The 22,418-nt window shown below is 42.3% G+C and carries 18 protein-coding genes; 15 read left to right on the top strand and 3 right to left on the bottom strand.

Features of this window, described 5'->3' with window-relative positions; translation table 11 throughout:
* Positions 1-67: 67 nt before the first annotated feature.
* Positions 68-655: a DUF1543 domain-containing protein gene (locus ACQY4U_RS12415; RefSeq protein WP_428329762.1), complete on the bottom strand. Its 588-nt coding sequence runs from the start codon at positions 653-655 to the stop codon at positions 68-70.
* A gap of 178 nt (positions 656-833) precedes the next feature.
* On the opposite strand from ACQY4U_RS12415, the gene msrA reads away from it, so the two are divergent.
* A complete protein-coding gene (gene msrA, locus ACQY4U_RS12420) occupies positions 834-1,469 on the top strand; it encodes a peptide-methionine (S)-S-oxide reductase MsrA (RefSeq protein ID WP_428329763.1) in 636 nt (211 codons plus the stop codon).
* 73 nt (positions 1,470-1,542) lie between these two features.
* A complete protein-coding gene (msrB, locus tag ACQY4U_RS12425) occupies positions 1,543-2,061 on the top strand; it encodes a peptide-methionine (R)-S-oxide reductase MsrB (RefSeq protein ID WP_428329764.1) in 519 nt (172 codons plus the stop codon).
* On the opposite strand, the gene ACQY4U_RS12430 is transcribed toward msrB, so the two are convergent.
* Together ACQY4U_RS12430 and ACQY4U_RS12435 are read right to left on the bottom strand one after the other, a co-directional pair.
* Positions 2,062-3,132 carry a serine hydrolase domain-containing protein gene (locus ACQY4U_RS12430; RefSeq protein WP_428329765.1) on the bottom strand — a complete coding sequence of 357 codons (1,071 nt, stop codon included), beginning with the start codon at positions 3,130-3,132 and terminating at the stop codon, positions 2,062-2,064.
* Between the two features lie 12 nt (positions 3,133-3,144).
* Positions 3,145-3,609: a hypothetical protein gene (locus ACQY4U_RS12435; protein ID WP_428329766.1), complete on the bottom strand. Its 465-nt coding sequence runs from the start codon at positions 3,607-3,609 to the stop codon at positions 3,145-3,147.
* Between the two features lie 124 nt (positions 3,610-3,733).
* Here ACQY4U_RS12435 and ACQY4U_RS12440 point away from each other — a divergent pair, with 124 nt between their 5' ends.
* The 13 genes from ACQY4U_RS12440 to ACQY4U_RS12500 all read left to right on the top strand — a co-directional run bounded on the left by ACQY4U_RS12440 (position 3,734) and on the right by ACQY4U_RS12500 (position 22,396).
* On the top strand, positions 3,734-5,788 hold the full coding sequence (locus ACQY4U_RS12440) for a beta-L-arabinofuranosidase domain-containing protein (RefSeq protein WP_428329767.1): 2,055 nt from the start codon (positions 3,734-3,736) through the stop codon (positions 5,786-5,788).
* 135 nt (positions 5,789-5,923) lie between these two features.
* Positions 5,924-6,205: a hypothetical protein gene (locus ACQY4U_RS12445; protein ID WP_428329768.1), complete on the top strand. Its 282-nt coding sequence runs from the start codon at positions 5,924-5,926 to the stop codon at positions 6,203-6,205.
* A 104-nt stretch (positions 6,206-6,309) separates the two neighbouring features.
* On the top strand, positions 6,310-6,555 hold the full coding sequence (locus tag ACQY4U_RS12450) for a hypothetical protein (RefSeq protein ID WP_428329769.1): 246 nt from the start codon (positions 6,310-6,312) through the stop codon (positions 6,553-6,555).
* Positions 6,556-6,630: 75 nt separating this feature from the next.
* Complete coding sequence (locus ACQY4U_RS12455; RefSeq protein WP_428329770.1) at positions 6,631-7,548, top strand: alpha/beta hydrolase; 918 nt, start codon at positions 6,631-6,633, stop codon at positions 7,546-7,548.
* Between the two features lie 161 nt (positions 7,549-7,709).
* On the top strand, positions 7,710-8,306 hold the full coding sequence (locus ACQY4U_RS12460) for an FMN-dependent NADH-azoreductase (protein WP_428329771.1): 597 nt from the start codon (positions 7,710-7,712) through the stop codon (positions 8,304-8,306).
* Positions 8,307-8,511: 205 nt separating this feature from the next.
* Entirely contained in the window at positions 8,512-9,378 is an 867-nt protein-coding gene (locus ACQY4U_RS12465) for an OmpA/MotB family protein (protein WP_428329772.1), read from the top strand.
* A 344-nt stretch (positions 9,379-9,722) separates the two neighbouring features.
* Entirely contained in the window at positions 9,723-10,370 is a 648-nt protein-coding gene (locus tag ACQY4U_RS12470) for an RNA polymerase sigma-70 factor (protein ID WP_428329773.1), read from the top strand.
* Positions 10,371-10,433: 63 nt separating this feature from the next.
* On the top strand, positions 10,434-11,519 hold the full coding sequence (locus ACQY4U_RS12475) for a FecR family protein (protein WP_428329774.1): 1,086 nt from the start codon (positions 10,434-10,436) through the stop codon (positions 11,517-11,519).
* 151 nt (positions 11,520-11,670) lie between these two features.
* A complete protein-coding gene (locus ACQY4U_RS12480; protein WP_428329775.1) occupies positions 11,671-15,156 on the top strand; it encodes a SusC/RagA family TonB-linked outer membrane protein in 3,486 nt (1,161 codons plus the stop codon).
* A gap of 23 nt (positions 15,157-15,179) precedes the next feature.
* Positions 15,180-16,655: a SusD/RagB family nutrient-binding outer membrane lipoprotein gene (locus ACQY4U_RS12485; RefSeq protein ID WP_428329776.1), complete on the top strand. Its 1,476-nt coding sequence runs from the start codon at positions 15,180-15,182 to the stop codon at positions 16,653-16,655.
* A 93-nt stretch (positions 16,656-16,748) separates the two neighbouring features.
* Positions 16,749-17,903: an exo-alpha-sialidase gene (locus tag ACQY4U_RS12490; RefSeq protein WP_428329777.1), complete on the top strand. Its 1,155-nt coding sequence runs from the start codon at positions 16,749-16,751 to the stop codon at positions 17,901-17,903.
* Positions 17,904-17,936: 33 nt separating this feature from the next.
* Positions 17,937-20,243 (top strand): family 20 glycosylhydrolase, encoded by a 2,307-nt coding sequence (locus ACQY4U_RS12495; protein WP_428329778.1) that lies wholly within the window; start codon positions 17,937-17,939, stop codon positions 20,241-20,243.
* Between the two features lie 8 nt (positions 20,244-20,251).
* Positions 20,252-22,396, top strand: a complete 2,145-nt coding sequence (locus tag ACQY4U_RS12500) for an alpha-L-fucosidase (protein ID WP_428329779.1) — start codon at positions 20,252-20,254, stop codon at positions 22,394-22,396.
* Positions 22,397-22,418: the final 22 nt, after the last annotated feature.

A 22,418-nucleotide genomic window follows, 5' to 3' on the forward strand; every position in this document is an offset into this window, starting at 1 on the left:
TAAAAAAGCGGCCTTAATTTAAGGCCGCTTTTTTTATGCTTTTAATGTTTATAGGTTTATTATCAGCTTAGCTGCTTTGCCCCTTAGCTAATATGGATAATTTCAGGTAGCCCAGGTTCATTTTATCTTCCTGCATGCCTGGGGCCGGGAGCAGCTCAATCCGGTATTTTTGTTTTTGTATGGGAGATAAGATCTCCTCAATCTGGTACAGATCATCTACATCAATGCCGTATTTATCATCAATATGCGAGGTTGCCCTTTCAAAGTGATTATGCTGGTAAAATAAGGTTTGCTTGGCTTCTTTATAAGCTGCCAAGCGGGTATCTTTTACGGTAAGTACGGTATAATGCTGCTCCTCAAATTTGTTTTCCTGGTATCCGCCTAAGTTGATGAAGAACAATTTTTTCTGCCCGGCAATGGGTTCATCGGCTTCATCAGTTTTGAGTGATATTTTAAGTTGATAACCATCCACAACATTTACCTCTCGCCAGGCATCAATATGAATGTTATCGGCAGCTTCACGCCAAAAAGCCCTCATTTCGGGAATAAGATCTTTTAATGACGCTGCGATACCAAAAAAAATATCGTGCTGTTCCACATGCCTGCCCTTCGGCCTGCAGCCAATTAATATCATATAAAGTTTAAGCTCCTGCATTAAGGTTGATTTTTAATTATAACAAATATACTTTTAGCCCGGTTGTTTGCAACATTATATGCTGGTTCAACCTGGGGATTTGTCAACCCGGTATCAAATTCCATTAGCTGTTATACCACCGGGCATAGTAACACCGTAGTTACTGGTATAAATAAAAATTATTCCCATAATTGCACACATGAAAAAATTAATTGCCCGGTTTCTGTTTTTAATATTAGTTTCCTCTTCTGCAGCAGTATTGGCCAATGGTAGGCATGCAAGCAATATCAGTGTGTCAAAAAAATTAGATACCGCTACCTTTGCCACCGGTTGTTTTTGGTGTACCGAAGCAAAGTTTCAACAATTAAATGGGGTTAAAAAAGTGGTGTCGGGTTTTAGCGGGGGCCATGTGGCCAATCCATCCTACCGGTTGGTTTGTACCGGTACAACCGGGCACGCTGAAGCTTGTAATATTGTTTACGATCCATCAGTAATTACTTACGATGAGCTGTTGGAGGCATTTTTTGTGGCGCATGATCCTACCCAGCTAAACCGCCAGGGTAACGACGAAGGCACGCAATACCGCTCAGCTATTTTTTATCATAACGCAGCTCAAAAAGAAAAAGCGACCTACTACATTACCAAGCTGAACGAACAAAAGGTTTACAAATCAAAAATTGTAACCGAAGTATCGCCTTATAAAGCTTTTTACAAAGCCGAAGATTATCACCAGAATTTTTATAACCAGAACCCTAACCAGGCTTATTGTAAAAATGTGATACAACCGGAACTGGAGAAGTTTAAAAAGGTTTTTAAGGATAAGCTTAAAAAGTAATCCTTTTTAATTACAGTGCTTTATTCTGAATGGACATCAGGTTAAAAATCAATTTTATCTATCTAAAAATTCTATGAGATCAATATTTGTTTTATGTGGCTTGCTGCTGTTTATGGTAACCGGTTATTCACAAAATATAAAATCAGATAAAGGGCATCAAAATAACCCTTACTATTCTAATACCGATACCCGCCATTTAAATGTGACCAATGCCGAGTGGAAAAAGATTTTGCCGCCAGCCTTGTATGCCGTGGCGCGCGAGCAATCAACCGAACAGCCTTTTACGGGCAAGTATTGGGATAAGAATGCCAAGGGCACATATTACTGCGCCGTATGCGGTAATGTGCTTTTTAAATCGGATGCCAAGTTTTCAAGTACTTGTGGCTGGCCCAGCTTTTTTGAGCCGATAAGAAAAAACAGTGTGATCTACAGGTCCGATAATTCGCACAGCATGGAGCGTACCGAAGTGATCTGTGCCCGTTGCGACTCGCACCTGGGCCATATTTTTAATGACGGGCCGCCGCCAACCTACAAGAGGTTTTGCATGAACTCTGTTTCGTTAGATTTTAAACCCGACGGACTATCCAGGTAATTATTTGCCGGCTAAAGCATCATCAACCAATTTCATGAGCGTTACATAGCGCTCATGCCGCCCGGTTGTTTTGATGTATAAGGTCATCATAAAGCCAGCATATTGTTTATCATTACTCACCCAGGGAAAGCTGCCGAACAGCCCCGGGCTGCTTACCGTATTATTGCCTAAGGTCCACTCGCCGTATCCGTAACCAAAATCTCCGGCTTCTTCGGGGGCGTAAGCAATTTTAACATCTTTGGTTTGGCGGTTCACCTGCATAAGGGCTACACTATTTTCGCTGAGTATGCGGGTATTATTCAGCGTGCCTTTATTAAGTATCATCGCCAAAAATTTCAGATAATCATCGGGCGTGCTGAATGCGCCAGCTGCCGGTTGTGCTATTTTACCTTTACCAAAGTCGGTATTGGTCATGTGCAGTGGTTGGGTTATGCGTTCGGCAAATAGTGTTTCAAAACTTTTACCGCTTATTTTTTCCAATACCGATCCGGCAATTTGCATGCCCACGTTGCTGTAATGAAATGTTTTGCCCGGCTCGCCTTCCATTGGCATTGCGGCAATGTTTTCAATTACCTCATCCATCGTGTTAAACGCTTTCATTTCGCTCAGGTTCTCTTTCAATGGCGGCGCCTTGATCCCCGTTAAGTGCGACAGGCACTGACCAATGGTAATATTACCCTTACCATGCTGGGTAAGTACAGGCAGGTATTTGCCTACAGTATCGGTAAGTTTTAACTGGCCCTGGTCAACAAAGGTCATTACCAATGCTGCGCTGTACCATTTGCTGCAACTGGCAACCGGTTGGCGGGTAGCAGGAGTATAATCATCCAGATCGGCGTTTTTACCCTGCCTGCGGGCAATAAACTTATTTACCATTTTTTGCCGGGCACTCAATTGGTTTACGGCATGCGTATAAACCACCTGCCCGTTTTTATACACCATTAAAATAGTGCGGCCACCCATTTCGCTGGCGTTATCAGCCAGCCAGGTATCCACTTTTTTAAAATCATACTGGGCATTTGCTCTGCCGCAAATTAAAAGCAACAAGGCAATGGTGAATATTTTAGGCATGCTAATTATAGTTTATGGTTTAACCTTAACGTATTTTTCAATTATCACCCGGTCAATATTTTCCTTCTCCACTTTTTCAAGGCCTTTCTGAATCAGGGTATCATTTTTTATGCTCACAGTAAAATCAAATGCTTTGCCTTCCCAGTTTTTATCTACATAATAATCCAGGTGCTCGGTGTATTTATCGCCAACCAGAGTATAACTGCCTCCGCCGGCGTCAAACTTATTTGATGAGTCTTTTTGTGTATGCAGGTTATGTTTTAAAAAGGCAAAGTGGGTACCGTTAATAATCTTTATCATGCTTTGATCTTTGGTATAATCGGTAAACACGCTTACACCCTTGGTAATTGTAGTGCCCGATACCAATTGCCAGGTACCATTAAGGCTGATGCCCGCAGTATCATCTTTTTGTGGTTTGGTATTGCAGGATGCAAAAATTGCCGCTGTTAATAAGGCGGTTAAAATTATAGGTTTCATAAAAGGTTTTTAGTTGTACATCAATGATAACGAAAAATTTTTATTGTGCAGAATATGCCTTCATTATTATATAATGTCACTTTTACATATAATTAAGTAGCTTTGATTACTACAAATACCAATTATGATCCCATCCTCTCTCAAAAAAATGGCGTCAGCGCTTTTTGCTTTAACGGCAGGTTTCAGCAGTTATGCACAAACCGCAATTGCAGTTAAGCAGATAGATAATAGTAAGCATAACCGTTATTATACATCAAACAAAGCGCCCTTACAGGCACAGTATTTTATAAAACTACCGGTTACTGCCATAAAGCCCGGCGGATGGCTCAAAAAACAAATGGAGCTGCAGCGCGACGGCCTTACAGGTAACCTGGGCGAGATCAGTGTTTGGCTTTCAAAAACAGATAATGCCTGGCTCAACAAAAGCGGTAAGGGTAAATACGGCTGGGAAGAACTGCCATACTGGTTAAAGGGCTATGGTGATATTGCCTATATGCTTAAAGACCCCAAAATGCTAAAGGAAACCCGGTTTTGGATAGAAGCTGTATTGAAAAATCAGCGGGCCGATGGTGATTTTGGCCCGGCTAACATAACGGCCCCCGGCCGCAGGGATCTGTGGGGTAACATGCCGATGCTGTGGTGCCTGCAATCGTACTATGAATACTCCAACGATCCGCGTGTGCTTACCCTTATGGATAGATATTTTAAATACGAACTCAGTGTGCCCGACAGCCTGTTTTTAAAAGATTACTGGGAAAACAGCCGTGGTGGCGACAATATGATCAGTGTTTACTGGCTGTATAACCGCACCGGCGAAAAATGGCTGCTTGATTTAGCCACTAAAATAGACCGCAATACCGCCAACTGGAAACAGGACAATAATCTGCCCAACTGGCACAACGTGAATGTGGCCGAGTGTTTCCGTGAGCCTGCAACTTATTATATGCAAAGTAAAAATCCTGCTGATCTGCAGGCTACCTATAATGATTTTAGGCTGATCCGCAACATATACGGGCAGGTGCCGGGCGGAATGTTTGGTGCCGATGAAAATGCCCGTAAGGGGTATGACGACCCGCGGCAGGCGGTAGAAACCTGCGGCATGGTGGAGCAAATGACCAGCGACGAGTTTTTACTGCAATACACCGGCGATACCTTTTGGGCCGATAACTGCGAAGATGTGGCCTTTAATACTTTCCCTGCTGCATTTACTGCCGATTACCGGGCGCTACGCTACCTCACCGCACCCAACATGGTAGTAAGTGATAGCAAGAACCATGCGCCGGGCATCAGCAATGATGGGCCGTTTTTAAATATGAACCCTTTCAGCAGCCGCTGCTGCCAGCATAACCACTCGGCAGGCTGGGTTTATTATGCCGAAAACAGCTGGATGGCAACGCCAGATAATGGTTTGGCCGCCCAATTATATTCAGAAGGTACGGTAACGGCTAAAGCCGGGAATGGTAAAGTAGTAAGCATTACTACCACTACCCAATACCCGTTTAATGATGTGGTGAGCTTTAAAGTAAGTACCGCCGGCCCTAATGCTTTCCCTGTTTATTTACGCATACCCGTATGGTGCAGCAATGCCAGTGTAAAGGTTAACAGTAAGCCAATTATAGTTGATGCCGCAGCGGGCGGCTATGTTAAATTAAGCAACACCTGGAAAAACGGAGATAACATAACCCTTGAACTGCCTATGCAAGTAACTACCCGCCAGTGGGTAAAGAACAAGAACAGCGTGAGCATAAATTATGGCCCGCTAACCTTCTCTTTAAAAATTGATGAGCGATATATTAAAAAGCTAAACAGCAAGGATATTGCCGTAAGAGACGCCAAATGGCAGGCAACCGCCGACCCGGCCAAGTGGCCAACTTTCGAGATCTACCCGGCATCTGCCTGGAACTATGGGTTGCTGCTGAACCAACAGGATCCTGCCCAATCATTCACTGTAGAAAAACTGTCCTGGCCAAAAGATAACAACCCCTTTACCAATGCATCGGCACCCATAAGGCTGATAGCAAAAGGCAAACAAATCCCGGGTTGGACTATTGACCAATACGGCCTTTGCGGTTTATTACCCCAAAGCCCCGTAAAAACCCCTGAACCACAAACAACCCTTACACTGGTACCCATGGGTGGTGCACGCCTGCGCATCTCGGCATTCCCGGTAGCAGAATAAATAAGGGATACAGATCATAGTAAAAGCCCTTTGTCTGATTTATTGGATAGAGGGCTTTTTGGATTTGAGATAAATTTCGTCCACCATCGTAGCTTGATTTTTGCACTACCATTAATGCATTAACGGCAACGCATCATGATCATCAAAGTAAAAGATCCCGATTCAAGTCAAATTTTACAGCTTGACGTAAAACCGGTTGATAATATTCCCGAACCCGGCTGGTCGGTAACCCTTAAAGATAACGAATGTGTGCTTATCAATTTAAAAAATGGCACCTGGGAAGCGCACCCTGCTGATATAATCAGCGTCGAATTTACACAGGCCATAGGTTACCAGATCAACCCATCTACCGTCCCTGGTTCTGAGGCTAAAGCGGTTGCCGACCAGGCGCCGAAGGAACGCAGAACCCGCCTCTGATTTTTTTAGCCCTTAATACAAGGCAAAACGCATCATATACCATACAAAGCGGTTTTAACATAAATAGCTGATTATGTGTATTAAGTAATATATCAACAAATCACATGGAAAACATTTTGCAAAAAACCATCGAAGAGAGGGTTTCTTTTATTAAGCACTTTGATATAATTGTAAGTGACAATGCCCGGATAAAGGATAATTACCTGATATCTTTTGCTGATGTCAGCCTGCGTACCGAATTTTATATCACCGACAGGGATAATGTTAAAATTGACCTCATCGCCTTATTAACAAATACGGAGTTAGCAGCCTATATAAAATTAGTAAAGGCCTGGGAAATTAAAAGCTAATACTTTTCTGGGTCTGATAAACAAGATGTGGCTTTTATTAATTAAACCTATTATAAAAAACACAGTTAAATCTGTATGCTTAAATATATGCTAATAGGCCTTTTGGCTACCACTATTTATACCGCTTCGGCACAAAAGGAAGGTAAGACAGAGGAGATCCCGTTATGGCATGGTAACATGCCCGATGGCCCCGGTCCGCAGGGAATTGAGCAGGTTTCGGCAAAAGGCTCGGTAACTAATGTATCACAACCCCGGTTAATTATACACCTGCCGCAGCACCCAAACGGCACCGCTATTTTAGTAATAAGTGGTGGCGGTTATGCCCATATTGAGCAGGGTAACGAGAGCGGCCCGGCAGCAAACTGGTTACAGGCCGAAGGCGTAACTGCTTTTGAACTTATTTACCGTTTACCCGGCGAAGGCTGGGCAAAAAAGACGGTTCCTTTTCAGGATGCACAAAGGGCTATGCGGCTCATCAGGAGCATGGCTGCGAAATATAATTTAAACCCGGACAGGATAGGTATTTTGGGCTTTTCAGCAGGCGGACATTTAGCAGGGATAACCGAAACCATGCCCGGCTGGCAATTTTACCGGGGTACGGATGCTATAGATAATTTATCGGCTCGGCCAGATTTTGCCGCATTAATTTACCCCGTATTAACCATGATGCCGCCTTATAACCAAACCCATTCGCGCAAAGAAATTATAGGGAACAACCCAAGCGAAGCAAAAGAAAAGGAATATTCTGTCGAGTTGCATGTGAATAGTAATACTCCCAAAACCTTTTTGGCGCAGGCAACAGATGATCCTATCTCGTCAGTTAATAATAGCTTGCTGATGGATAGTGCTTTGCATAAAGCAGGCGTGGCTGATGAGCTGCATATTTTTCCATCAGGTGGTCATGGCTGGGGTATGGGTAAGCCGGGCAGCCCGGTTGCCGCATGGCCAGCCCTGTTCAGAAAATGGGCAAAGCAAAACGGTTTTTGGGAGTGATGATTTAAAATCAATGCCCGTTATTCATACTTCTAAATCCTTTCAAATTTCTCCTTAATCTGTATGCTATCCCAAAGGATAGTACTATCCTTAGGGATAGCCGCAGCTATTTTACAGGGCAAGCGGGTAGTTTTGCTGCATAAAATTTAATTCAAAAAATTATGAAAATATTACGTTTAGTGAGCAGCGCGCGTGGCGAAGCATCATTCAGCAAAAAATTAGGGAATGCCATTGTTGAAAAACTACAGGCAGCTAATGCAGGCAGTACCTTAAAGGTTAATGATTTAACCAGCACGCCGTTTCCGCATCTGGAAGAGGTTCATTTACAATCATTTTTTACCCCGGCCGAGGGCAGATCGCCGGAATTGATTGAAGCGGTAAAAAACTCGGACCGTGCAATTGCCGAATTAAAGGATGCCGATGTGATAGTTATTGATGTACCGATGTACAACTTCAGTATCCCATCAACCCTGAAAACCTGGATTGATCATATAGCACGTGCAGGCCAAACATTTTCGTACGGTGCCGGCGGCCCCGAAGGTTTGGTTAAAAACAAAAAAGTATACCTGGCAATTTCATCAGGTGCGGTATACTCTGAAGGGTTTATGAAACCTTATGATTTTACCGAGCCTTACTTACGCTCCTTATTAGGTTTTTTAGGGATGACAGATATTACCACCACCAGGGTTGAAGGGGTATCCATGCCCGATTTGAAGGATAACGCTTTAGCTACCGCTATTGAAGGGATTGTATTATAAGCCCTGCCTGATAATCAAGCTTTCTATTTATCATAAAGCCACCAACAAGGTGGCTTTATGAATTTAAAGGCTGTTTAAAAATACGCTATTATTTAAGGGGTTAACTCATCACATTCCTGTAAGTTTTAATGGGTGTATAAAACTTTCTAGCTGCTGAGGCGTTATTACTTGATGTTAACTAAATAATAATCAAAATTATAAGTTTATGAAGATCCCATTCCGACTTCTATCGCTGCTGATTGTGGCAGTGTTAGCCCAAAGCTGTGTTAGCTCAAAAAAATATAAAGAACTTGATGCCAACTACACGCAGTTACAAAACAGCACCCGCGATTTAAGCGTAAAATACCAAACCAGCGAGCAAAGCCTTGCAGTAGCCAATGGCCGTGTAAAAAGCCTGGAGGAACAGATAGCATCCGAAAGAGCAAATTCGCAATCGTTACAGGCGGCGCTTAACAAATGTTTAAATTCAAGCAACCAGGGTAATGTGAATATTTCTAAACTGGTTGATGAGATCAATAGCTCAAACAAATACATTCAGCAATTGGTAAATGCCAAAAGTAAAAGCGATTCGCTTAATATGGTGTTAACTAATAACCTAACCCGCTCATTAAGCCAGTCGGAAATGCAGGATGTTGATATAAAAGTATTAAAAGGCGTAGTTTATATTTCACTTGCCGATAATCTGCTTTACAAATCAGGAAGCTATGAAATTTCAGACAAGGCCGGCGAAACACTGAGCAAAATTGCCAAGATAATTAAAGACTACAGTACTTATGATGTGCTGATTGAAGGTAATACAGATAATGTGCCTATCTCGCAGAAAAACATCCGTAATAACTGGGATCTGAGTGCTTTAAGAGCAGCATCAGTAGTGATGTCATTACAAAATACTTACGGTGTTGAACCTAAACGTTTAACCGCCGGCGGCCGTGGTGAGTACAACCCTATTGCCGATAACAGTACCGATGCGGGTAAAGCTAAAAACAGGCGTACCCAAATTATTATTACGCCAAAACTTGATCAGTTTATGGATCTGATAGGTAAAGCACCAGATCAGCAACCTGTAAAATAAAAAGTTTTTCGAGTTGAAAAGCAAATGGAAAGCGGCCCTGTCATTAGTTTGACAGGGCCGCTTTTTTTACTCCAGGTAAATTTCTACAGTGTAAAAAGCAGGTTGATCGCAGCCGTATCTATAGCGCAATTAGTAGCCTGCCTAAATAGTTTAATGTTGTTTTAATATTAAATCAGGGTATCATTAATATTGTGAAATATTTTAACAGATAATTGAATTTGAGTAATGTTATGCATTTACGTCCTTATATACAATTGATTATCTATTTTTAAAGTGTGTAAATTTCTTATGCAGATTATTACTATATTGTTACCTTGCAGTAATAAAAATTTAATAAGCAATTTTTGAAAAACCATAAAGCCGATATAACGTCCCTGTGGTCAGGCATCTGTATAGATGATGACCTGAAGGCATTTGAGGTGCTTTTTCATTTACTGCACGTAAAGCTTATTAAGTTTTGTGTTTTTTATATTCACCAGAAAGAACCTGCCGAAGAGATCGTATCTGACGTGTTTGTAAAATGCTGGGAGAGCCGTAAAATCCTGCATCATATTGTAAACCCCGAAACTTACATGTTTGTTGCGGTAAAAAACCAATCGCTCAATTACCTTAAAAAATATTCAAACATTCACATTGTACAGATCGAAAACTCAAACGAGGTTGAGTTTATCAATATCTATGATCCTCAAAAGGAGCTGGAAAAAAAAGAGCTGAATTTTTTAATGGATAAGGCCATTGCTTCACTATCGCCACAGTCGTCTATTATTTTCCGTTTGATAAAAGAGGATGGCATGAAGTACAAAGAGGTGGCCGAAATTTTAAATATCTCGCCCCGTACGGTGCAAACGCAATTATTCAGGGCCATGAAAAAGCTGGCAGTAATACTTATTGCCCATCGTAACTCATCAAAACCCGCCGATAAAAAGGTAGCGGCCGGCCAGCATATTACCGATTTAGGTTTGCTGCTTATTCTTTTAAAAATATTTTTTTAAAGCTTGTAGGCAATTTCAGTAAAACAGCTGTCCTTATGTTATTACTGATCTTGTACCGCTGCAATGTTGAACCAGAGATTTATAGAGTTACTTACAAAGCAACTGTCTTCAGAGATAAATGGAGATGAGTTTGATGAGTTTCAGCAATTATTGGCTGAAAGCGAATCAAACAGGCAGCAGTATGAGCTTTTTAAAAATTACTGGGAACAAAAAGATCAGCCCTATGCAAATAGCGACCTGATGTTTAAAAAAATAAAGAGCAGGCTCACTATTGATCAGCAGGAAGAGAATATAGTTGAACTGCCTGAGCGTAAAAAGCGTTACCTATTTTGGCGCTATGCAGCGGCGGTAATAATTTTAGCCTTTGGCTGCCTGGCTTTGTACAAATGGCAGGTAAATGCTTATGATCGCGTTGCCGAAAATGTAAGCGGCCTTGATAGTACCAGCACTAAACCGCAGTCACGCTCTTATATTACACTTACCGATGGTACAAAAATCACCCTCAATTCAGAAAGTACTTTAAAATATCCGGCTACTTTTACCGGTAAAACCCGCGAGGTATACCTTGTGGGCGAAGCTTTTTTTGATGTACACAAAGATCATCAGCACCCGTTTATTATTCATACCAGTAAAATGAATATCAGGGTATTGGGCACCGCATTTAATGTAAAAGCCTACCCAATGGATATTACCACCGAAACCACATTGATAAGGGGCCGTATAGAAGTAACCATTAATGACAGGCCCGCCGACCGTATTATATTAAAACCCAAAGAAAAACTTATCCTCAAAAATAATGCTGCCTATCAAAGCAAATCTCCGCAGCATACTACAGAAAGTGTTGATACCAATATTGAACCTCAATATACCTTAACCACCCTTACTTATTTCAAAACCCAGGATACTTCGGTTATAGAAACAGCATGGCTTAAAAACAAGCTGTTATTCAGAAACGAAGATTTTGGGACCCTTGCCGAGCGTATGCAACGCTGGTATGGTGTAAACATCATTTTTAACAATGATGATGTTAAACATTATCGCTTTAACGGCATATTTGAAAAAGAAACCATAAGCCAGGCGCTGGATGCACTTCGTATAACAGAAAAATTCCACTATAAAATTGACAAACAAAATGTATTTATCTATTAACTAAAACAAGCCTATGATAAGAAATTAACTTAAAAAGAAACGGGAATTACCAGGAGGCAACTCCCGCCAAAAGATGACTATCGCAAATGTTTTAAAGCAGATTCCCTGGTACGGAGCTCTGCTAATTAATCACCTTTAATTCAGTAAATATATGAAAATTTTTAAACACCCATTTTTGGGTGTAAGAGAGAAGTATTGGTTATTAAAGTCCTTATTAGTAATGAAATTAACATTTATATTAATATTGTTCTTCAATCTCCAGGCAACCGCAACTGTATACTCCCAAACTAAAGTCACTCTAAATTTTAAGTCGGCTGATTTTAAAAGAGTATTGTCGGCAATTGAGCGGCAAAGCAGTTACCATTTTGTTTACAGCGAACGCATACCTAATGGCAAAAAAATAAGTATTAATGCCGATAACGAAGAGGTTACAGCAGTGCTTGATCAAATGCTGTCAAATTCGGGCTTAAAATACAGCGAGTTACAAAACCATTTAGTGGTTATTGTGCCTGTAAATGAAGATTTAAATGCCATAAGTGTAAAAGGTAAAGTTGTTGACGAAACCGGCCAGGTTTTGCCCGGAGCATCAGTAAAGGTAAAAGGATCAAATGCAGGTACAGTAACAGATGTTAACGGTGCTTTCAGCATTGATGTGCCCGATGGCGGTATCCTGGTGGTAAGCTATATCGGTTACAAAACACAGGAGGTAAAGGTAAGCGGTAATGCTCCGCTTGTTATTTCAATGGCACCTTCGGGCGTTTTGAACGAAGTGGTAGTAACCGCACTGGGTATTAAAAAAGAAGAAAAACGTTTAGGCTATTCTATTACACAAGTTAGCGGCGATGAGGTAGCAACAACCCGCGAACCTACATTTGTTAATGCACTTGCAGGTAAGGTGGCAGGTTTGGTAGTACAATCGCCTCCAAACGGGCCGGGTGGCTCATCGCGTGTAATATTGCGCGGTAACTCATCATTTTCGGGCTCAAACCAGCCTTTATATGTAGTTGACGGTATCCCGATCAACAGCACCACCCGCGAAAACACGGATGATGGCGGCAAAGTATACGGAGGATCAGACCCGGGCGATGGTTTATCATCAATAAACCCCGATGATATTGAATCAATCAGTGTGTTAAAAGGCGCATCAGCTGCCGCACTTTATGGTGGTGGCGCACAGGCTGGTGTTATTTTGATCACTACAAAAAAAGGTAAAAAAGGACAAGGCCTGGGTGTTACAGTTAACAGCAATACCGTATTTGAAAAAATGGTGCCTTATGATAACCTGCAATACCAATATGGCCGTGGTTTTTATGGCAGGGCTTACACGCCTGCTGATTATAGCAACCCTATATTTTACGGACAACTGGAAGATAACTCAGGTGATCCGCCGGGATGGTCATGGGGTGCAAAGATACAGGGACAGCCTTTTATTGATATAGATGGTAAAACTAAACCTTATGTAGCACAAACAGCTGCTCAAAATTTCGACAGGTTTTTTAAAACCGGCTTAACCTCAACCAACAGTGTGGCCTTAACAAAGGGTACTGATGATGGTTCGTACCGTATTTCCCTGTCAGATACAAGGGATAATTCACCTACTCCAAACGAGGGTTATGAGCGTTACAATGGCGTGTTTAGGTTAAACCAGGATTTTGGCAAAAGATTACATACCGACTTTAAGGTTGATCTATCCAGAACATTACGCTTAAATGCACCACTTTTACGTGGCGACGGACGTGGCTCTTTTGGCTTAAGCTACCCGCGTATTGCCAATACTACCGATATAAGGCTATTGGATGCAAAGGATGCCGATGGTAATTTCCTGTCAACCTATAATGCAAACCCTTATGTACAGATTGAAAAGGTAAAGAACGATCAAACGCAGGATAGGGTACTGTCATCAGGCAATATTACCTATGATATTACCAGCCACCTGCATGCAAATGTTATTGGTGGTATTGATTATTTAAACACCAATGCACTATTTGTAGTTTATCCTAATAACGTGATCAATACCGGTGGGGTATACAGAACAACCAACATCCAGCAGCAAAAAACCGACTTACGCGGAATGCTGAGCTACGATAATAAATTTAAAAAGTTTACCGTGAGCGCTTTTGCAGGCGCCGAGCTGCAGGATGCTACACAATACTCGCTTGATCTTTATTCTTATAACTTTATCGATCCTACGCTACTTAACTTTAATAACAGTAAAAACATAAACCCGCCAACAGAGGCACATACCCCACGCAGCAAAACCAATGCAGTATTTGCTTCGGCACAGTTTGGGTATGATAACTACTTGTTTTTAGAAGTAACCGGCCGTAATGACTGGTACTCTGCTTTGGCATCAACAGTTCCGGGTTTCAAAATCAACCTGTTTTATCCATCAGCTAACTTAAGCTATGTGTTTACAGATGCTTTGCATATTGATTCAAAAGTATTGTCGTTTGGTAAAATAAGGGCATCAATAGGGCAAACCGGTAGTAACCCTATCCCTAACTTAACCAACCTTACGTTTACCTTGCAGCCAACATTAAATGGCATAACCAATGCCGAGCTAACTGGTTCAACCGTGCCGCCGGCAAGTTTAAAGCCTGAGACAACTACAGAAACAGAGATTGGTACCGAGCTAAGGTTTTTTAACGACCGCATATCGCTAGATGTGGCTTACTACTACAAAAAATCTGATAACTTTTTGTTGCAATCAACCATTAGTAATGCATCTACCTTTAATTCGCTGTATTTTAATGCCGGCTCAATGTATAACAAAGGGCTCGAGCTGCTAATATCAGGCAGCCCTGTAAAAACCAAGGCCTTTACCTGGAATGTAAGCTTAAATGCGGCTAAAAATAAAAATATGGTAACCGCGCTGGCACCATCAATAGGTGCTAACGGGATTGATTTTTATTACAATATAAAAGCAAAAGTGGGCTACCCGCTTGGTTCAATCTTCGGCTCATCGTACCAAAGAGCGCCTGACGGGCAGATAGTTTACCAAACAGAGAACTCACAGTTAGGCGATAGCGGTACACCAAACTCGGTTATCATTGCCAAAAACTCAAACGAAACCTATTTAGGCAGTGCAAATCCTGATTGGTCTGGCGGTATAACCAACACGTTCACCTATAAAAACTTTTCTTTCAGCTTCCTGATAGACGGGCAATTTGGCGGACAGGTTTATGAAGCAGGTGCCACCTGGACTAATTACTTTGGTAACTCAAAAGCGTCGTTATTGGGGCGCGATGGTAATTATATTCCTAACGGGGTAGTTAATACAGGTACAGCAACCGCACCGGTGTATGTTAAAAATACCCTTCCTTACAGCCCTTATATCCAGTATAATGATAATGGAAATGCCGATAAGATCATTGATCAGTCAAACATCTTCAGTCGTACATTTATTAAGTTCCGCCAGATTTCTTTAGCTTATAGCTTACCGAAAAACCTGTTGGTTAAAACCCCTGTCAGAAGCGCAACCTTCTCACTAATTGCCCGTAACCTTTTCTTTATCAGGAAAGATCTGCCAACTTTTGATCCGGAAGCATCAGACAGTATTGGCCAGGGCTTTGGTTATGACAGCGGCGGCCTGCCAACCAGCAGAACCTATGGCTTTAATTTGAATGTTAGCTTTTAATCTTATCTGAAAGGGAAAAAATCATGAAAAAATTAGCATACAACATATTGGCCTTACTTTTTACGGCAACCACTATAACCAGCTGTACCAAAGATTTTGCCAAATACAACCTTAACCCGGATGCAGTAACATCAATAGACCCGGGCGCACTACTCTCTGATGCCCTGGTAAAAACATCCGACCAGGATATGGAGCCCCGTACCAATTATTGCCATGCATTTATGCAATACGGCTATACTTCGTTTTGGTCGGGTACCACTTATGTCGAGTCTGATGGTATTGGTTCACGGTACTGGAACAATTTTTACAGGCCGGTGCTCAACAACCTTGAGTACGTAATACCGGTATTAAAAACGCAGCCTAACCTGGCCAGCACCTATGCCGCAGCACGGATATGGCGTGTTTATGTATACCAAAAGCTTACCGATTTTTATGGTGATATTCCGTATAGCCAGGCAGGTAAAGCATTAACAGAGCATATTTATACGCCAGCTTATGATCCGCAACAGCAGATCTATACCGATCTGATCAAGGAGCTGCGCGAATCCATCACCCTGTTAGGTGCAAACAGTACCCAAACTGTAAAAGGTGATCAGTTTTATGCGGGCAATGCCTTGCAATGGAAAAAACTGGCGGCTTCGCTTTTGTTGCGTGTGGGTATGCGTTTAATAAAAGTAGACCCAACCCAAGCGGCTACCCTGGCTAAAGAAGCTGTTGCCGATGGCTTAATGACCAGCAATAGCGATATGCCGGTATTAAAACACAGCATAGCCCTACCAAACGGGTTTAACTTTTTGCTGAACGATGGGGTTGAACACTTCTTTCTGCATAAAACATTGGTTACTCACATGCAAAACAGCGGCGATCCGCGGTTACAATATTACGGGGCTATTTACGATAAGCAGATTTCGAGCGGCGGAACTATTACATCAAATACAACCAGCGACTATATAGGCTATAGCTTTACCGCTACAGACCCTGCACCCAATGTAAGGATCAGGTATGATGTTTTTGGTACCGAGGCTACCCCGTTTTTTGATTTCCCGTATGCCGAAGTGGAGTTTTTACAAGCTGAGGCCGTATTACGCGGCTACATTACCGGCGATGCAAACGCACTTTACCAGGCTGGTATTACTGCGCACATGCAATCCTTAAGCCTGTTGCCAACCAGCCCTACCATTACATCGGCACAAATATCGGCTTACCTGCTTCAAAACCCGCTTAGTGGTACCACCGAGCAGCAAATAGCACAGGTAAATACAGAGTTTTGGGTTGCCGGTTTCGCGTTTGATGGGGATGAGGTATGGGCCAACTGGCGCCGTACAGGTTACCCGGCACTGGTACCTAATCCAACCAGTATCTCTCAAACTATTCCGCGCAAAATGCCATATCCGCAAAGCGAGTTTACTTTAAATGGTGCAAATGTTAATGCTGCGGTTGCTAATTATGGCGGCCAAAACACATTTAACCCTAAAGCCCGCGTTTGGTGGGACAAATAATTTATTGAGGTTGATTTATTTAAGAGCCGTTCCGGATTTTCCGGAGCGGTTTTTTTTAACGGATTACGTTTTAAAAGGATAGGTTTGTAAGGTATGAAATCACTGTTAAAAGTTATTTTATGGATTTTATTATTAACTGTTGCCTGCAGTTTTGGGTACGCCCAGCAAAGCGGCATCCGTAATAATTATACAATCCAAAACGGCCTTACGCATTTAAAAATTGAGCGGAGCATAATTTATTCGCCGGTAAAAGGTTGGCTTTATAACCACCATGCGGCTATTGCTGTATTTAAAGGGAAGCTGATAGCTATATGGTCAAACGGCTTGATTGATGAGGATTCGCCAGGGCAGCGGGTGGTGTTCTCTGTTTCAAAAGATTTTAAACAATGGCCGGCACCACAAGTATTGGCCCAGCCATCAAAAGCTGTAAATGGTATCCAAAATATACTCACAGCAGCAGGCTTTTACCAGTTTAAAGATACCCTGGTTGCTTATTACGGCGAATATGAAAAAGACCGTACACATACCCATCTTTGGGCCAAAACTACTACTGATGGGCTGCATTGGAGCAAGCCAATAGATCTGCATCTCCCGCTCATTCCAAATCATGGACCCGAGGCTATTAAAAACGGAAGGCTCATTATCAGTGGTAATTTTAGTTTTCCTTATACCGATGACCGGTCGGGTTTAGCAGGCTGGAAAATGAGCAGCTTTTACCCCGATTCTTTATATACCCAGGATAATTCAGCAACTTTTTATAAACCGGCAGAAAAGCTTGGCCTGCCACCGCTTTGTGAAGGTTCATTCTTTCAAACAGATGATGCGGTGCTCCACATGCTTTTAAGGGTTACCGGCAAGGGCTGGAAAGGGAAGCTTTGGCTTACCGAAAGCAGGGATAATGGCAGCATATGGTCAAAACCAAACGAAACCAATTTTAGCGATAACGACAGTAAGTTTCACTTTGGCAGGCTGCCAGATAAACGGTATTATTATGTAGGCATACCTGACACACTGCATCATTATGACCGCAATCCATTGGTTTTAGCTATAGCTGCCGATGGTAAGTATTTTAACAAGCAATACATTATAGCTGATGAGCTTTATCAGCTTAAACAAAAAGGCTTATGGAAAGGCGGCCAGTACGGTTATCCGCATACAACTATCAGTAATGGATATATGTATGTGATCATCTCCCGGCAAAAGGAATCAATAGAGGTGATTCGTTTTAAACTTAATCAATTACCTTAAATCTACTTTAAAAAACAACTAAGAAGTATAGCTATGGTGAACTACAGAATTACAGCGCTCATTTTTTTGTTTACAGCGCTGCTAAATGTTAATGGTATCGCGCAGCGAAAAAATGTACGGTACCCCATCATCCCATACCCGGCCTCGCTTACTGCAATGGATGGCAATTTTATAATTACCCCGGCCACTGCTATAGTTTTGCCCGATAAAGGTTTGTTTAAAAATGAGGCAGATATACTTGGTCAGTATTTTGCAAACAGCCTGGGAAAACCACTTAAACAAGTTACTGGTGACCTAACGAAGCATAACATCAGTTTAATATACGATGCCACTATAGCAGCCCCCGAGGGTTATAGTATCCGCATTACGCCCGGTCAAATTATCCTTTCGGCTAAAACCAAACAGGGTATGTTTATGGCGGTGCAAAGCATAAGGCAATTATTGCCGCCAGCTGTTGAGCAGGCTGGTATTATTACGCTTAAAAGTTTGGCGCTGCCAGCCGTGCGTATTGATGATTGGCCCGCTTATGAGTGGCGAGGTATGCATCTGGATGTATCGCGGCACTTTTTTTCAATAGCTTATATAAAAAAGTTTATTAATGTAATGGCGCTTTACAAAATGAATAAGCTGCACCTGCATTTAACCGACGACCAGGGCTGGCGCATAGAAATAAAAAAATATCCGAAGCTAACCGAACAGGGTGCATGGCGCACTTTCAATAATCAGGATTCGGCCTGTATGAAACGTGCTGTTGATAACCCTGATTTTAATATAGACCCTGAACATATTATCCATAAGGATGGTAAAACCCTTTACGGTGGTTTTTACACGCAGGTGCAAATGAAGGCATTGGTATCTTATGCACTAAGCAGGCATATTGATATCATACCCGAAATTGATATGCCCGGACACATGATGGCTGCTATAAACGCCTATCCGTTTTTAACCTGCAATGGCGAAAACAAATGGGGCACGTTATTTACCAAACCTATTTGCCCCTGTAACGAAAGCACCTTTGAGTTTGCCGAAAACGTGTTTACAGAGATCATGGATATTTTCCCATCCCAATACATTCATATTGGCGGTGATGAGGTTGACCGCAGCGACTGGGCTAAATCTGACGCTTGCAAAGAGTTGATGAAGCGTGAGGGGATCAAAGACCTGCCTGCCTTGCAAAGCTATTTCATTAACCGGATGGAAAAGTTCTTTAACTCAAAGGGCCGTAAAATGATTGGCTGGGACGAGATTATTGAGGGTGGTGTAAGCCCTTCGGCTATTGTAATGTACTGGCGCACCTGGGTGCCCAAAGCCCCTGTTGAAGCTGCAAAAAATGGCAATAAAGTAATTATGACGCCGGGCAGCCCTTTATATTTTGATGCCGCTCCGGATAAAAATTCAATTGCTGCGGTTTACAATTTTGCAGTCGTCCCAAAAGGATTAACAGATATAGAAGCAAAGAATATTATTGGCGCACAGGCAAACATATGGACAGAAGGGATCCCGTCTGAAAAACGGGCCGATTATATGTATATGCCAAGGATGACTGCCCTTGCCGAAGTACTGTGGACCAATCACCCTGATTATAAATTTTACCTGCAACGCCTTAATGAGCAATACACCCGGCTTGATAAGCTGAATGTACATTACAGGCTGCCGGATTTGTCAGGTTTTTTAGAATCAAATGTATTTACTGATAAGGATACTTTGGCCATTGAAAAGCCATTACCGGGTTTAACTATCAGGTACACGCTGAATGGTACTTTACCACAAAGTAATTCGGCTGTTTTAAGTAAGCCACTGGTAATTGAGCAATCGCAGCAGATCAAAGTGGCCGCATTTAAATCTGACGGTAGTCATGGCGATATTTATGATGTTAAATATCAAAAGCAAAGTTATGCATTGCCAGAAACGGCAGCCCATATCAGTAATGGCTTGATTTGTAAAGCATATCAGCAGTTTTATAAACTGGCTTCGCTGATACCTGATACCAAGCCCGACGGTGTTTTTACAGTTTACAGCATTGTTGTACCCAAGGCAGCCGAAGCGCCAAGTTTCGGACTAAAATACAGGGGCTATCTTGAAATACCGCAGGATGGTGTTTACAGTTTTTACCTTACCTGCGATGATGGGGGGGCCTTGAAAATTGCAGGCCGCGAAGTGGTTAACAATGATGGCCTGCATTCGGCTATTGAAAAAAGCGGGCAGGTAGCATTAAAAAAAGGTTTACACAATATCGCCCTTGATTTTATTGAAGGCGGCGGTGGTTACACATTAAAATTAAAGTACAGTTTAAACGGATCAGAGCCGCAGGATATTCCATCGGCCTGGTTAAAAAATTAAGCGAATAAATGAAAAAATTAATATTGCTCGGCCTCTTATCGGCAAGCCTGCTAACAGCTTTTGCACAGGCGCCACCAAAACCTTATGGTGTGTTGCCGGCACCACGCCAGCTAAACTGGCAGGAAACGGATATGTATTGTATTATCCATTTCAGCGTGGCTACCTATACCGATAAAGAGTGGGGTTATGGCGATGAAGATCCGCAGATTTTTAACCCTAAGCATTTCAGCGCCATGCAAATAGTAGGTGCTGCCAAAAGCGGCGGCTTTAAAGGAATAGTGGTTGTAGCCAAGCACCATGATGGCTTTTGCCTTTGGCCCACAAAAACTACAGAACATAACATCAGCAAAAGCCCCTGGAAAAATGGTAAGGGTGATGTGCTGAAGGAGTATCAGCTGGCCTGCCAAAAGTTAGGAATGAAAATGGGTGTTTACTGCTCGCCCTGGGACAGGAATAATCCCTTATACGGAAAGCCGGAATACGTAACCGATATATACCGGAAACAACTAAAAGAATTATATGCTAATTATGGAAAGCTGTTTATGTCGTGGCATGATGGAGCAAACGGGGGCGACGGCTATTATGGCGGTGCCAGGGCAGTGCGCACAATTAACCGCTCAGATTATTATGGCTGGGATACCACCTGGGCTATAACCCGTAAAATGCAACCCGGTGCCAGTATTTTTGGTGACGTTGGTCCGGATGTTAGATGGGTGGGTAACGAGGAGGGCCATGCCGGCGAAACATATTGGGCTACCTATACACCCAAAGCCCCTGATAAAGGCAAAAAGCCAGCCAACGGCTATTCGCTTTATGAAGAGGCTACAGAAGGTACCCGTAATGGTGATTACTGGATCCCTGCAGAATGTGATGTGCCTTTACGAAATGGCTGGTTCTATCACCAGTCGCAGGATGGGCAAACAAAATCTGCGTACAATTTATTTGATCTTTATTATAAAAGTGTGGGTCGTGGTGCCTGCCTTGATCTTGGCCTATCACCTAATAAAGATGGAGTACTGAGCAATGAAGATGTAGCTGTATTAAAACAATTTGGCCAACTTATTAAACAAACCTTTGCCAATAACCTGGCTAAGGGTGCTGCTTTAAAAGCCAGCAATATACGCGGGGGCAATGCCGCTAAATACGGGCCTGCATTTTTGCTGGATAATAACCGATATTCGTACTGGGCTACCGATGATAGGATCACCAAACCGGAGCTGGTAATTGATCTTCATCAGCCAAAAACATTTAACGTTATCCGCCTGCGCGAAAACATTAAGTTAGGGCAGCGTATTGAAGGTGCTGCTTTTGATGCCTTGCTAAACGGTAACTGGCAGCAGATAGCAACGGTTACCAGTATTGGTGCAAACAGGCTGATCCGCCTGCCAAACAATATTACTGCAAGCAAAGTAAGGCTGCGCATTACGGCATCGCCGGTTTGTATTGCATTGAGCGATTTTGGTCTTTTTAAAGAGCCTGTACATTTATCGGCACCAATAATTAAGCGCGATTTAAATGGTTCGGTTAGTATTATAAGCGATGCACCTGTAAGCAGTATTCATTACACTACGAACGGGATGGAGCCAACCCTGAAATCACCATTATATAAAGCACCTTTTCAATTAACTAACGGCGGTATTGTTAAGGCACGAAGTTTTTATGCTGATAATACAACAGGAGTGCTGGGTACACAAAAATTTGACCTTTCAAAATCGGGTTGGAAAGTAATGGGCAAAATATCCCGAGGCGATAACAATGTATCATCCAGCATTGATGAGAATGCGGCTACTTTCTGGAGTACGCTTAGTAATGATTCGACTAAAAGTATTCAGTATCCGCAGGAGATCAGTATTGATATGGGAAGTGTACAAAACATAAAGGCATTTACTTATTTGCCACGGCAGGATAAAGAAAAAGCAGGCATAGCAGATAAATATGCTTTTTATACCAGTAATGATGGTGTAAAATGGGAGGAGGCAGCTACAGGCGAATTCTCGAACATTAAATCAAATCCTGTTGAGCAGGTTGTACAGCTGGTTAAGCCGGTTAGCCGCCGCTATTTTAAATTTGCTGTATTACATGTGGTTAGCGGTAACGGCATTGCTGTTGCAGAATTAGGCGTTAAAATAAATCAGAGCAATAAGCAGCATTAAGGCAGCTGCTTAAAAATTAATT

It is taken from the genome of Mucilaginibacter sp., from assembly GCF_965277465.1.
Classification (GTDB): domain Bacteria; phylum Bacteroidota; class Bacteroidia; order Sphingobacteriales; family Sphingobacteriaceae; genus Mucilaginibacter.